Source organism: Rhizocola hellebori, assembly GCF_016862955.1.
Classification (GTDB): Bacteria; Actinomycetota; Actinomycetes; order Mycobacteriales; family Micromonosporaceae; genus Rhizocola; species Rhizocola hellebori.
This window is the reverse complement of sequence record NZ_BONY01000027.1, coordinates 114,132-126,043: the sequence shown is the minus strand read 5'-3', so window position 1 is coordinate 126,043 and position 11,912 is coordinate 114,132. Positions and strand designations below refer to the sequence as shown.

Sequence of the window (11,912 nt, the reverse complement as noted above, 5' to 3'; positions counted from 1 at the left end):
CGCCCAAGCCGCCCGCTCCTGCACAAAAGTTAGTCTAGAACGCACGTTCGAAGAATGCAAGAAGTATTACGCTGCAACGGATTGCGTGGGCGTGAAGGAAACGGTTGCCGCATAAGGGATTTGGCGTTGGTTCACGGTGGCACACAAAGAAAGCTGGCGCGACCGGTGACTCCGCCGATGATTGGGAAGGAAATCGTTGCGCCGCAACGGCTGTCGGTTGTGGACGGACGGGTGTGAGCTGTGCTACTGGCCGGAGTCGGACGTGACGGGTGTGGCGTCCCAGCGGTTGTGGGGGAAGTCCATGGTCCAGTTGTATTGGCGCAGCGCGGGGTAGCCGAGCACCAGGTCCATCGGCATGGGGTCTTGGGGAAGGGGCACGGCGGCCACCGTGTGGGCCGCGAGGGTGATCCCGCCGACGGTGGCGGCGGCCATGCGGTACATCGGGGTTTCCTGGGACTCGCCGGTCGAGTCGGTGCCGGTGCTGGCGGCCAGAGGGGTGAACAGAGAGCTGTTCGCGGCGACGAACGCGGTGTTGACGACGGTCACCGAAGCGCCGGTGTCCCAACAGGTTAGCCCGACGGCGCCGGGGAACTGGAGGTGAAGGTAGGGCTGGCCACCGGGGCTGCGGTGCAGTGGCTGGCTCGCCGGCAGGGAGCCGCCGGGGGCGAAATGGACCTGGGACCGGTCGAAGTCGACGACCAGAGCCATGTCGCCCAGAGCGTCCATGCCGACGAGACTTGGCCGGTCTGCGCTCGAGCGGACCACCATGAGGTTGGTTTTCTCGATCGGGCCGACGATGAGCTGGCCCAGTAGGACCAGCTCATCGGTGAAAGTTACCCCGAACACGCCGTTGGATTGCCGCTCGCCTGCCACCGGCAGGGTTGAGGTGTATTCGTCGACGGCCACCCGCGACTTGGCCGCGCCGGTGTCGAGCATCAGGCGGTAGGGGCGACCGTCGATCTGGCCGGCCACGAACAGCACGGCCAGATCGGGGTCGTCGGGGTCGGGCTGGATCTCCATCGGCAACGAGAACATCAGCGCAGGCTAATGCAGGATGCCCAGCCGCGGGGGGCACGCCTACAGGTAGGTGGTGCGGAGGGCGGCTTCGGTGTTGCGTTCGCCGGCGACGGCTGAGGCTGTGGACTCCAGGGCGGCCAGGTGTGCTGGGGTCAGCACGACATTGGCGGCGGCGGTGTTTTCTTCCAGGTGCGGGATGCGTTTGGTGCCGGGGATGGGGAGGATGTCGTCGCCTTGGGCCAGGAGCCAGGCTAGGGCGGCTTGCGCTGGGGTGCAGCCGATTTCGGTGGCGACCTCGGTGAGGGCGGCGACCAGAGCCGTGTTGTGGTCGAGGTTTTCGCCGGTGAAGCGGGGCAGGTTGCGGCGGAAATCGTTGTCGGCCAGAGTGTCGGCTGACAATGCGCCGGTGAGCATGCCGCGGCCGACCGGGGAGTAGGCGACGATGGCGACGCCCAGCTCGCGGCAGGCGGGGATCAGCTCGCTCTCGATGTCGCGGGTGAAAAGGGAGTATTCCATTTGGACGGCGGCGATGGGGTGTACCGCGTGAGCGGCGCGCAGCGTCGCGGGGTTGACTTCGGACAGGCCGATGTAGCGGACCTTGCCGGCTTCGACGAGCGACGCGAGCCCGGCGACGGTGTCCTCGATCGGGGTGGCCGGGTTGCGGCGGTGCATGTAGAACAGGTCGATGTGGTCGAAACCGAGCCGCTGCAAGGCGTCGTCGGCGGATTGGCGGGCCCAGTCGCCGGAGGAGTCGATGACGCGTTCGCCGCCGGGCTGCTGGCGATGCGCGAACTTGGTGGCGAGGAAGAACTCGTCGCGGCGTGACCCGATGGCCTTGCCGATCAGTTCCTCGTTATGGCCGTACCCATAGAGGAAAGCTGAATCGAAGTGGGTGATGCCTAGGTCGAGCGCGCGTAGCAGGGTGCGGGTGGAGGTCTCGTCGTCGTAGGAGCCGTAGAAGGCGCTCATGCCCATGCAACCCAAGCCGAGCTCGGAAACCCATGCCCCGTCGGCACCGATCTGTCGTTGTTTCACGGCTGCTCCTTCTCGCATTCGAAATAGCGATCGATCTTGTAGTTGACGGCCTCAAGATCACGTTGCAGCTCGGCGATCTGGTCGAGCACGCGCTGGCGGTGGGCGAGCAGCAGCTCCTTGCGCGCGGTCACGGTGCTGGGCCCGCCGCGGATCAGCTCGGCATAACGCCGCATATCGGCCACAGACATGCCGGTGCGGCGAAGCTTAGTCAACAGGGTGAGAAACCCCAGATCATTTTCGCTGTACTGGCGGCGGCCCGCGGAGTCGCGGGCCACCGGGTGCACGAGTCCCTCCTGCTCGTACCAGCGCAGCGTGTACGTGGTCAAACCCACGGCCTGGGCAGCTTCACTAACCGAGAGGACCGTCATGGGACCTAGCCTTTCGCTTCGAGTGCACTCGAAGTCAAGACTAGGTCAGCATTTTGCGGAGCTCGCGTTTGAGGACCTTGTGGCTTGGGCCGAGTGGTAGCTCGTCGATGAAATGGAAGCGCCGCGGGTACTTGTGGCGGCCCAGCCGCTCCTGGCACCAGGCCAGCAGCTCTGTCTCGTCGATCGGTGACGCCTGCACGATGACCGCGCAGATCTCCTCGCCGAGCGAGTCGTGCGGCAGGCCGATCACGGCCACCTGGGCGACCGCGGGATGCCGGGCCAGGACCTCCTCGATCTCGCGCGGATAGACGTTGAACCCGCCGCGGATGATGAGATCCTTCTTGCGGTCCACGATGCTGATGAAACCGTCGGAGTCCTTGCGGCCCAGGTCACCGCTGCGGAACCAGCCGTCGACCATCGCCTCGGCGGTGGCCGCGGGCCGGTTGAGGTAGCCCGCGAAGACGTTGTGGCCCCGAATGACGATCTCACCGAGCTCGCCGTCGGGCACGAACTCGATGCGGTTCTCCACCTCGGCGCGCGCGATCTCGACCTCGACGCCCCAGATCGGGTGCCCGATGGTGCCCGGCCTGGTGCCGAAGTGGGGCTGGTTCGTGGTCGCCGTGGGTGAGGTTTCGCTTAAGCCGTACCCCTCATAAAGGGTTGTGGAGAAGGTTTCGCTAAATTTTTCGAGTACCGCGACCGGCAGCGAAGCCCCGCCGGAGATACCGAATCTGAGCTGGGGCAAGGTTTGTCGGCCCTGGGCGGCTTCAAGCAGCGCGATATACATCGTGGGCACGGCGTGCATGACGTTGACATTCTCGCGCACCATCAGGTCGAGCGCGGCCTCGCCGGTGAAGCGGGCCAGCAGCACCAGGGTGGCGCCGAGGCGGAACGTGCCGTTCATGCCGACGGTCTGGCCGAAGGTGTGAAACAGCGGCAGGCAGCCCAGCACGATGTCGTCCGGCCGGGCGTCGTTGGCGTCGAAGACGTTGACCGTCGCGTTCATCACCAGGTTGAGGTGGGTGAGCACGGCGCCCTTGGGCTGGCCGGTGGTGCCGCTGGTGTAGAAGATGACGGCGGGGTCCTCCGGAACACGCGAGACGTACGACGCGAGCGGTGGACTGTCTAATTCGGAGGGTGTGACCACCGTGACGCCCGCCTGCGATGCGAGCGCGGCCACGGCGGGGTGGCAGACCACCAGCTTGGCACCGCTGTCCTGCAGCACATAGGCCACCTCGGCCGGGGTGAGCAGGAGGTGGACCGGGACCACCACACCGCCGGCGGCGAGGATCGCATAGTAGGCGCGCGGGAAGTCGGCGATGTTGGGGCAGATCAGCGCCACCGCGTCGCCGGGCTGAACCCCTTGCGCGACAAGGCCTGCGGCCATCGACCGGGCCTCGCGCCACAGCTGCGCGTAGGTGATGCGCTGGTCGCCGTCGATGACTGCGACCTTGTCCGGATAGCGCCGGGCCGCCTCCGCAAGAACGGTGGCCAGCGAGAGGGTCGCGGTCATGCCGCCGCCTCCCCGGTGCCCGCGGCGAGGAGGGTCGCGGCGAGAGTGGTCGCCAGGAGGGCTGGCGTCGCGGTGGGGGCGGCCGGGAGAGTCGTGGCCGCGGGGAGGGGTGTGCTCATGCCAGGTGGCCTCCGATCTTGGTGTAGCCGCGGAGCAGGTCGCGGGAGATGATCAGGCGCTGCATCTCGTCGGTGCCCTCGAAGATGCGCAGCAGTCGGACGTAGCGGTACCAGCGCTCGATGGGAAGCTCGCGGGTGTAACCCATGCCGCCGTGGATCTGCATCACCCGATCGATGATGTCGTTGGCGACGCGGGCGCCGAAGAGTTTGGACATCGACGAGGAGTGGCGTGGGTCCATGCCCTGGTCGACCGTCCACGCGGCGCGCAGGATGAGCCAGCGGGCCGCTTCCAGCTCGGTCTCCGAGTCGGCGATCATCCATTGGATCGCTTGGTAGCTGGCGATTTTCGAGCCGAAGGTCTCCCGGGTGTTGGCGTAGTCCACCGCCATCTGCAGCGCCCGCTCGCAGAGGCCGATCGCGTGCGAGGGGATGATGTAGCGGCCCTTGCCGATCCACTGCATGCCGAGCTGGAAGCCCTGGCCCACTTCGCCCAGGATGTTGCGGCCGGGCACGCGAACGTTGTCGAAGACCAGCGCGGCCGGCCCGCCTTCGCCCATGACCTGGATCCACTCCGACTTCCAGCCCATCGAGCGGTCGACGAGGAAGGCCGTGCTGCCGCCGCCGTGCACGCCCTTCTCCTTGTCGGTGATGGCCACCACGATCGCGAAGTCGGCGTCGTTTCCGTTGGTGATGAAGGTCTTCTCGCCGTTGAGGATCCAGTCGTCGCCGTCGGGGCGGGCGGAGAGCTTGATGTTGGCCGCGTCGGATCCGGCGCCCGGTTCAGTGATCGCGAAGCAGGAGATGCGCTCGCCCTCGATGGTCGGGATGAGGTACTCGGCCTTCTGCGACTCGTTGGCGTAGTAAAGGATGTTGTCGGCCTCCCCGCCGAAGCGGAAGGGTACGAAGGTGCGCCCGATCTCGGTCCAGATCAGTGACTGGGCGACCGCGGAGAGGTTCATGCCGCCGTGCTCCTCGGGCGTGGAGAGGCCCCAGAAGCCGAACTCCTTCGCCTTGAGCTGAAGCTCACGCAGCTCATCACGGGTTATGCCGGGCTGGTGGGCCCGTTCGCGGCGCAGCACCTCCTGCTCCAGCGGCATCACCTCCCTGCGGATGAAGGCGCGAGCCGTGTCGCGGATCGCCTTTTCCTCGTCTGTGAGCGAGAAGTCCACCGGGTTTCTCCTTTATCCGAAAGCGTTCACGCCGGTCAAAGCCCGGCCGATGAGAAGGTGCTGGATCTGGCTGGTTCCCTCGTAGAGCGTGGTGACCCGGGCGTCGCGAAGGTATTTGCCGACCGGGGTCTCATCGACATACCCATATCCACCGAATACTTGCAGGGCGTTGCTCGCCGAACGCACCGCGGCCTCGCTGGCGAACAGTTTGGCCATCGAGGCCTCGGTCGCGAACGGCTCATGCCGGTCTATCAGATCGGCTACCCGCCAGGTGAGCATGCGGGCGGCCGCGGTGTCTACGGCTATCTGGCTGAGGAGTTGCTGAACCAGCTGATGCCCGGCGATCGGCTTGCCGAACTGGGTGCGCTGGGGTGGCGTAGGTGACGGCCGCGTTCAGGCAACCTTGGCCGATGCCGACGCAGCCGGCGGCCACCGACATCCGGCCTTTGTCCAATGTGGACATCGCTAGGTGGAACCCGCGGCCCTCCTGGCCCAGCACGGCATCGCCGGGCACCCGCACCCCGTCGAACACCAGCTCGGCGGTGGGCTGGCCGCGAAGACCCAGCTTGCCTTTGATCTCCTTGCGCTCGATGAGCTCGGTGGGCACGAGGAAGGCGGTCACGCCACGCGGGCCGGGCTCCCCGGTGCGGGCGAAGACCACCGCGATGTCCGCCCACGTCCCGTTGGTGATGAAGATCTTCGTCCCGGTGATGACCCATTCGTCGCCGTCGCGCACGGCCCGGGTGGTCAGGGACGCGGCGTCCGAGCCGGTGCCCGGCTCGGTGAGGGCGAAGCAGCCCAGCGCCCGGCCTTCGCACAGGGCCGAGAGCCACCGCTCGCGCTGCGCGGGCGTGCCGTGCGCGGCGATCGTCTTGGCGACCAGGCCGAGGGAGACCGAGACCAGGCCGCGCACAGAGGAGTCGCCGCGGCCCAGCTCTTCGAGGACCAGGCAGTAGGTGAGGTGGTCTCCGCCGGAGCCGCCCAGCTCCTCCGGGATCGTCAGGCCGAGGAAGCCGAGCGCGCCGAGCCTGGCGATGATGTCGGGGTCGACCCATTCCTGCCGATCCCACTGCGCGGCATTGGGCAGCACCTCGCGGTCGACGAAGTCGGCGGCCAGCGCGCGGGCGTCGGCCTGCTCGGACGAGAGCGTCAGATCCATGGCACATAAACTAGCGCTGGAAGTTTTATTGCGTCCAGAGGATGATGTGGCAAAGTTTGGGTCATGGCCAGGCCACGTCAAGCCCTGCTGAGCCGCGAGCGCATCGTGGAGACGGCAGCCACCCTCATCGACTCCGATGGGCTGGCCGCCTTCTCGACGCGCAAGCTGGCGGCCTCGCTGGGGGTTCGTGGCCCGTCGCTGTATAACCACTTCCGTACCAAGGATGAAATTTTGGATGCGGTGGCCGACACCATCACGGCCAAGGTCGACGTGTCCTTCTTCTCCACGCACTCCTGGCGCGAGGCGCTGTTGCTATGGGGCAAGTCCTATCGCGACGCCCTGATGGCCCATCCGAACATCGTGCCTTATCTGGCGCAAGGCCCCGGCCGGCGGCCGGCCGCCCTCGCTGTGGCCGACGCGGTCTACGGCGGCCTGGTCAAGGCGGGCTGGCCGCCCGCGCGTGCCACCCACATCGGTGCCCTGATGCGTTACTACGTGGCCGGCTCGGCGCTGGGCTCGTTCGCCCGCGGCTTTGTCGAGGACCCGCAGTTGTACGCGGCCCACTATCCACATCTGACCCAGGCGCACCGGCTCGCCGGGCATCAGCAGAGCGTGGACGAAGGCGCCTTCATGCTGGGGCTCGAGTCGCTCATTACCGGTCTGGGCAAGGTCTATGACGACCTAAACTTGCAGTGATAGTTTATGCCGATGGACCGTGCACACTTCTTCATCGGCGGCGAATGGGTCGCGCCAAAGGGCACCGGCGTCATCGAGGTGGAGAACCCGACCACCGAGCGGGTCATCGCCCAGGTGCCCTCGGGTGACGCCTCGGATGTGGACGCCGCCGTCGCCGCGGCGAGAGCCGCCTTCGGACCCTGGTCACAGCTGAAGGCGTCGGTGCGCAGCGAGCACCTCAGCCGCCTGCACACCGCGCTGGCGGCGCGGGCCGACCTGATCGCGCAGACCGTCTCGCAGGAGCTGGGCACGCCGCTGAAGATCTCGCAGCGGGTCCAGGCCGGGCTGCCGCTGGCCGTGCTCAAGGGCTTCGTGTCGATGAGCCCGCCCGAGCCCGAAATGATCGGCAACTCGATGGTGGTGCGCGAGCCGATCGGGGTGGTCGGTGCGATCACGCCGTGGAACTACCCGCTGCACCAGGTGATGGCGAAGGTCGCCCCGGCGCTGGCCGCCGGATGCACGGTGGTGCTCAAACCCGCCGACCTCACACCGCTGGTGGCCTACCTGCTCTTTGACGCGGTGCAGGAGGCAGGGCTGCCGCCGGGCGTGGTCAACCTGGTGACCGGGCCGGGGCCGTTGGTGGGCGGGGCGATCGCGGCACACCCACACGTAGACATGATTTCGTTCACCGGCTCGACCGCGGTTGGCGCCCAGATCACGCGCCTGGCCGCCGATCGGATAGCGCGCGTCGCGCTGGAGCTGGGAGGCAAGTCGGCGAACGTGATCCTGGAAGACGCCGACCTGGCCAAGGCGGTCAAGGTCGGGGTCGCCAACGCCTTCCTCAACTCCGGGCAGACGTGCACGGCGTGGACTCGGATGCTGGTGCACCAGAGCCGGTACGAGGAGGCGCTCGGGATCGCGGGGGCGGCGGCCGCCGCGTACCCCATGGGCGACCCGTTTGACGAGGGGACTCGGCTCGGTCCCCTCGTCAGCGCGAAGCAGCGCGAAACCGTATGGGGGCACATCGAACGCGGCATCAACGACGGCGCGCGGGTGGTCGCGGGTGGCCTTCGTGCGGCCGTTCCCGATACCGGCTATTTCGTCGCGGGTACGGTGCTGGCCGACGTGGAGCCCGGCAGCGCCGCGGCCCAGGAGGAGATCTTCGGGCCGGTGCTGGCGGTGATCCCCTTCGCCGACGACGATGAGGCGGTGGCGATCGCCAACAACTCGCGCTATGGGCTGGCCGGGGGCGTCTGGTCGTCCAATGAGGAGCGTGCGCTGAGCGTTGCCTGGCAGATGCGCACCGGCGCGGTCGACATCAACGGGGCCGCGTTCAACCCGCTGGCGCCCTTCGGCGGTTACAAGCAGTCGGGCAACGGGCGTGAGCTGGGCCGGTTCGGCCTGGAGGAGTTCCTCGAGGTCAAGGCGATTCAGCGATGAAAGCATTGGTGTGGCGCGGTTCCCAGCCTGAGGTCGAGGAGATCGAGCTGCCTGCGCCCGGCCCGGGGGAGGTGCGGGTGCGCATCAAGGCGGCCGGGGTGTGCCATTCCGACCTCTCGATGATCAACGGCACGCTCAACCCGCCCACGCCGCTGGTGCTGGGTCACGAGGCGGCCGGAGTGGTGGTGGAGACCGGTGAGCACGTGGTGCTCAACTGGGCGCCGGCCTGCCGCGCCTGCTGGTTCTGCGAGCGCGGCGAGCCGTGGCTGTGCGCCAACGCCCTCGGGGCCTCCCGGCCGCGCGGCGATTTCCATGTGACGCTTGGCTTGGGCGCGCTCGCCGAGGAGGTGGTCGTGCCCACCCATGCCATGATTTCGGTTCCCCGCGAGCTTCCCTTCGAGGCAGCCGCGCTGCTTGGCTGTGCCGTGCTCACCGGGTCGGGCGCGGTGCGCCGGACGGCGGGAGTGCAGCCCGGTGACCTGGTGGCCGTGATCGGCCTGGGTGGAGTGGGACTTTCGGCGGTGATCGCGGCGAAAGCGGCGGGCGCCGCGAAGGTGATCGCGATCGATGTCTCGGAAGCCAAGCGCGACTTGGCTTTCGCCCTGGGCGCGACCGACTTCGTGATCTCCGACGACGGGCTGTCCAAGGCCATCCGCGGCCTGACCGAGGGGCGCGGGGTCGACCACGCCTTCGAATGCGTGGGCCGATCCTCGACGATCCGGGCGGCCTGGCGCTGTACCCGCCGCGGTGGTCAGGTGACCGTGGTGGGCATGGGCTCCAACGATGACATGGTTCAGCTGAGCGCGCTGGACATCTTCTCCTCGGCGCGCGTGCTGCGATCGTCGGTGTACGGCTCCTCCGACCCCGACCGCGATGTCCCGCGGCTAGCTCAATCGGTGCTCGCCGGCGAGTTCGACATGCAGAAGCTGATCACCGACACCATCTCGCTGGACGAGGCGCCGGAGGCGTTCGCGCGGATGGCCCGGGGTGAGGGCGCCCGCAGCGTGGTGGTGATGTGATGACTCGCGACGAGGTGCTGGCCGCCTACGAGCGGTATCTGAAGTGCTTTATCAGCAACGACATCGCCGGGATAGACGCGCTCGTGCAATATCCCCTGACCTACATCGGGCCCGGCGATGTGCGCCAGTGCGACTCGTTCCCGGTGGACCCGGGCGAGCTGATCCGGATGACCGGCTGGCACACCACGCTCAACATGCGCTACGAGGTGGTCGCGGTATCGGCAGACAAGGCCCATGTCGTGTTGCACCACGGCGATCGGGTGCGCGAGGACGGCACGCTGATCGAGACCGTCTCGGGTTTCTATGCCTTCAAAAAGACCGGAGAGGGCTGGAAGATGTATGCCCTCTCCGACGTGGTGGTGCCTGAGCGTCTCTGTTGATTGAACGGCGGTGCCGACCCCAGGTCGGTCAGTTTGGGGTTTGGGTGCGGAGGGCGTGGGCGGAACTGGATGCCCATCTGCGAACGCCTTCGTCGGGATCCTTGGCGAGATGGTCGGCCAGTTCTAAAAGCTCGGCATGGTGGGCGATCGATGCCGCGGCGGCTATCCGGACGACCGGATTTGGGTGTGTCGCCGCCTTGGGGAGTATGACGCTTGCCGCATTGCCGGGCAGGAACCCGGCCAGGGACGCCGCTTTGGAGGCGAGTCCCGGGTCGGGACCAGCGGCGATCTCGGCCAGAATCGGTACAGCTTCGGCACTGAGGTGCCGCGCGGCGTTTGGATAGTCGATCTCGTCGGGCTGAAGCACGTTGACGACATCAGCATGGGTCACTGGCATAGCGGCACCGTTCAGCAGTTGGGCGTGAGCTGTGAGTCGCGCATTGTCCTGACCTCGGTATCGATGAGGTCCGGCGGCGGATTGGTGATCATGTGAGTTCCGCGTCCTGTCATCAGCCGGTCCAACAGCGCCGCAGGAGCGTTCGGGTCAGGCGGTGCCGGATCATCGACGTGAGCGAGGCCTAGGACGTGGCCGACCTCGTGGGCTAGCGTCCAGCGAGAGGCGATGCCCGTGACGACCGCGGCAGGCTGCCCGGCGAGGTGAGCCGCGCATCCATTGAAGCTTTGGACGGTGGCAAGGACAAAGTAGATAGCTATCTCGTTGGCGCCGACGTTGTTGCGATTGGTGAACAGCTGGATCTGGTCGGCGGTGAGCGTGTTGGTGCAGTTACCGACCTGTAGGACAGCCAGCGTGGCGAACGCTGGTCCGGTGAGAAACTCACGGCTTGCGACCCGCACCCCGATGCCAGCGCCGTCGTAGACTTCGCGCATCGACACGAGCATTGTCGGGATCGGCACTTGCGGCAACGCGAGGATTTTGAGGTGGAGTGTGACGCACTCGCCGTGACTGCATCGAGCCGTGCGCAGGAAGGTGCGGGCCGACACCCGGCCTGTCATGCCGACCGCGCTCGCCATCTGCCTAAGGCTTAACGGAAAACGGTTGGCTCGGCAGGAGTCTGTGAGGTTGGGCATGTCAGCCCAACCCGACCAGAACCAAGACCAGCCCTGTACCGGAAGTCAACGGGGTCAATGCCTTGCCGATAATCGCACCGAACGCGGCGTGCCGGTCGGAGGCGGCCATCGCGTGGCCGCGCGATGACGAGGTGGTCAACAGGTCGCCGACCTGTATGGGCCGGGTCGTCGCGTCGGCTTGGCACCACGCTTTGCCGACGAGCGCCACGGCCCGACGCCAGGACGACCCACCGGTCTCCTGGCGGTCCAGGACGATGGCCGGGACCCGATCCCCCGCGCCCGAGACGACGCCGGCAACGCGGGTGTCGTACTCGCGTGTGGACGGTGCAAGCGCGCCGTCGTCGTTGAGGACAACTACCATCCCTGGACCGACCTCCTCGCCGCAGCCGAGCGTGTCGGCGACCTCGAACTGTTCGGCCAAGTCGGCGCCCTCCAGGATCAGGTCACCCGTGACGTGAACGTCTCCTTTGAAAAAGCCGGCGGGCGAGCCCTCGCCCCAGACCCCGACGAAGTGTTTGCTGACGCCGACAACGCCTGCCTGGTCGTCGCTTTCGCCGTGTACGCCTTGCCATTTTTGGCTGCGCCCGAACACGCCTGGATGTTTATCGTTGCTGCTTTCACCCCAGACGCCGACGAAATTCTTGCTGATGCCGACTACTCCCGCTTGGTTGTCGCTTTCGCCGTGTACGCCTTGCCATTTTTGGCTGCGCCCGAAGACGCCAGGATGGCCATCGCTGGCGCTCTCACCCCAGACACCGACGAAGTTCTTGCTTATACCGGCCACTCCTGCCTGATCTTTGCTCTCGCCGACAATCCCTCGTCCGCTGCCACTTTTGCCCACCACGGCGTCATCGGCATCAGACTGGCCGAATGTATGTGCCACTTACTACCTCCACGATCAGGGATTGGATTTCAGCCGCGATGCCGTT

The 11,912-nt window shown here is 66.9% G+C and carries 15 protein-coding genes; 4 read left to right on the top strand and 11 right to left on the bottom strand.

Going from position 1 to position 11,912, the window contains the following annotated elements; all coding sequences use genetic code 11:
- Positions 1–243: 243 nt before the first annotated feature.
- The 8 genes from Rhe02_RS22720 to Rhe02_RS22695 are packed head-to-tail and all read right to left on the bottom strand — an operon-like array spanning position 244 to position 6,380.
- On the bottom strand, positions 244–1,035 hold the full coding sequence (locus Rhe02_RS22720; protein WP_203910328.1) for an aspartyl protease family protein: 792 nt from the start codon (positions 1,033–1,035) through the stop codon (positions 244–246).
- A gap of 42 nt (positions 1,036–1,077) precedes the next feature.
- Positions 1,078–2,052, bottom strand: coding sequence for an aldo/keto reductase (locus Rhe02_RS22715; RefSeq protein WP_239123990.1), 975 nt, complete (start codon positions 2,050–2,052; stop codon positions 1,078–1,080).
- Positions 2,049–2,420 carry a MerR family transcriptional regulator gene (locus Rhe02_RS22710; RefSeq protein ID WP_203910326.1) on the bottom strand — a complete coding sequence of 124 codons (372 nt, stop codon included), beginning with the start codon at positions 2,418–2,420 and terminating at the stop codon, positions 2,049–2,051. Before Rhe02_RS22710 ends, Rhe02_RS22715 begins: the two co-directional genes overlap by 4 nt.
- Positions 2,421–2,460: 40 nt before the next feature.
- Positions 2,461–3,933, bottom strand: coding sequence for a long-chain-fatty-acid--CoA ligase (locus tag Rhe02_RS22705; RefSeq protein WP_203910325.1), 1,473 nt, complete (start codon positions 3,931–3,933; stop codon positions 2,461–2,463).
- Entirely contained in the window at positions 3,930–4,052 is a 123-nt protein-coding gene (locus Rhe02_RS50575) for a hypothetical protein (RefSeq protein ID WP_275412634.1), read from the bottom strand. Before Rhe02_RS50575 ends, Rhe02_RS22705 begins: the two co-directional genes overlap by 4 nt.
- Entirely contained in the window at positions 4,049–5,221 is a 1,173-nt protein-coding gene (locus Rhe02_RS22700; protein WP_203910324.1) for an acyl-CoA dehydrogenase family protein, read from the bottom strand. The genes Rhe02_RS50575 and Rhe02_RS22700 overlap by 4 nt, the downstream gene beginning before the upstream one ends.
- Before the next feature lie 12 nt (positions 5,222–5,233).
- A complete protein-coding gene (locus Rhe02_RS50570) occupies positions 5,234–5,551 on the bottom strand; it encodes an acyl-CoA dehydrogenase family protein (RefSeq protein ID WP_275412636.1) in 318 nt (105 codons plus the stop codon).
- Positions 5,460–6,380, bottom strand: a complete 921-nt coding sequence (locus Rhe02_RS22695; protein ID WP_275412633.1) for an acyl-CoA dehydrogenase family protein — start codon at positions 6,378–6,380, stop codon at positions 5,460–5,462. Before Rhe02_RS22695 ends, Rhe02_RS50570 begins: the two co-directional genes overlap by 92 nt.
- A 63-nt stretch (positions 6,381–6,443) precedes the next feature.
- On the opposite strand from Rhe02_RS22695, the gene Rhe02_RS22690 reads away from it, so the two are divergent.
- The 4 genes from Rhe02_RS22690 to Rhe02_RS22675 are packed head-to-tail and all read left to right on the top strand — an operon-like array spanning position 6,444 to position 9,894.
- Complete coding sequence (locus Rhe02_RS22690; RefSeq protein WP_203910323.1) at positions 6,444–7,076, top strand: TetR/AcrR family transcriptional regulator C-terminal domain-containing protein; 633 nt, start codon at positions 6,444–6,446, stop codon at positions 7,074–7,076.
- 12 nt (positions 7,077–7,088) lie between these two features.
- Positions 7,089–8,495: an aldehyde dehydrogenase family protein gene (locus Rhe02_RS22685; RefSeq protein ID WP_203910322.1), complete on the top strand. Its 1,407-nt coding sequence runs from the start codon at positions 7,089–7,091 to the stop codon at positions 8,493–8,495.
- Positions 8,492–9,514, top strand: coding sequence for a zinc-binding dehydrogenase (locus tag Rhe02_RS22680; protein WP_203910321.1), 1,023 nt, complete (start codon positions 8,492–8,494; stop codon positions 9,512–9,514). Before Rhe02_RS22685 ends, Rhe02_RS22680 begins: the two co-directional genes overlap by 4 nt.
- Positions 9,514–9,894: a hypothetical protein gene (locus tag Rhe02_RS22675; RefSeq protein WP_203910320.1), complete on the top strand. Its 381-nt coding sequence runs from the start codon at positions 9,514–9,516 to the stop codon at positions 9,892–9,894. Before Rhe02_RS22680 ends, Rhe02_RS22675 begins: the two co-directional genes overlap by 1 nt.
- A 28-nt stretch (positions 9,895–9,922) precedes the next feature.
- Here the strand turns inward: Rhe02_RS22675 and Rhe02_RS22670 are convergent, their stop codons facing one another.
- Genes Rhe02_RS22670 through Rhe02_RS22660 form a run of 3 tightly spaced genes read right to left on the bottom strand, consistent with a single transcriptional unit; the run spans position 9,923 to position 11,866 of the window.
- Positions 9,923–10,291, bottom strand: a complete 369-nt coding sequence (locus Rhe02_RS22670) for a hypothetical protein (RefSeq protein WP_203910319.1) — start codon at positions 10,289–10,291, stop codon at positions 9,923–9,925.
- 11 nt (positions 10,292–10,302) lie between these two features.
- Positions 10,303–10,926, bottom strand: a complete 624-nt coding sequence (locus Rhe02_RS22665) for a zinc metalloprotease (protein ID WP_203910318.1) — start codon at positions 10,924–10,926, stop codon at positions 10,303–10,305.
- A 58-nt stretch (positions 10,927–10,984) separates the two neighbouring features.
- On the bottom strand, positions 10,985–11,866 hold the full coding sequence (locus Rhe02_RS22660; RefSeq protein ID WP_203910317.1) for a hypothetical protein: 882 nt from the start codon (positions 11,864–11,866) through the stop codon (positions 10,985–10,987).
- Between the last annotated feature and the right edge of the window lie 46 nt (positions 11,867–11,912).

Excerpts from the sequence above, each read along its gene's own strand:
- Rhe02_RS22665 (WP_203910318.1), bottom strand. The coding sequence starts at position 10,926 with ATGGCGAGCGCGGTCGGCATGACAGGCCGGGTGTCGGCCCGCACCTTC.
- Rhe02_RS22670 (WP_203910319.1), bottom strand. The coding sequence starts at position 10,291 with ATGCCAGTGACCCATGCTGATGTCGTCAACGTGCTTCAGCCCGACGAG.
- Rhe02_RS22680 (WP_203910321.1), top strand. The coding sequence starts at position 8,492 with ATGAAAGCATTGGTGTGGCGCGGTTCCCAGCCTGAGGTCGAGGAGATC.
- Rhe02_RS22675 (WP_203910320.1), top strand. The coding sequence starts at position 9,514 with ATGACTCGCGACGAGGTGCTGGCCGCCTACGAGCGGTATCTGAAGTGC.
- Rhe02_RS22710 (WP_203910326.1), bottom strand. The coding sequence starts at position 2,420 with ATGACGGTCCTCTCGGTTAGTGAAGCTGCCCAGGCCGTGGGTTTGACC.
- Rhe02_RS22705 (WP_203910325.1), bottom strand. The coding sequence starts at position 3,933 with ATGACCGCGACCCTCTCGCTGGCCACCGTTCTTGCGGAGGCGGCCCGG.
- Rhe02_RS22690 (WP_203910323.1), top strand. The coding sequence starts at position 6,444 with ATGGCCAGGCCACGTCAAGCCCTGCTGAGCCGCGAGCGCATCGTGGAG.
- Rhe02_RS22720 (WP_203910328.1), bottom strand. The coding sequence starts at position 1,035 with ATGTTCTCGTTGCCGATGGAGATCCAGCCCGACCCCGACGACCCCGAT.
- Rhe02_RS22695 (WP_275412633.1), bottom strand. The coding sequence starts at position 6,380 with ATGGATCTGACGCTCTCGTCCGAGCAGGCCGACGCCCGCGCGCTGGCC.
- Rhe02_RS22685 (WP_203910322.1), top strand. The coding sequence starts at position 7,089 with ATGGACCGTGCACACTTCTTCATCGGCGGCGAATGGGTCGCGCCAAAG.
- Rhe02_RS50575 (WP_275412634.1), bottom strand. The coding sequence starts at position 4,052 with ATGAGCACACCCCTCCCCGCGGCCACGACTCTCCCGGCCGCCCCCACC.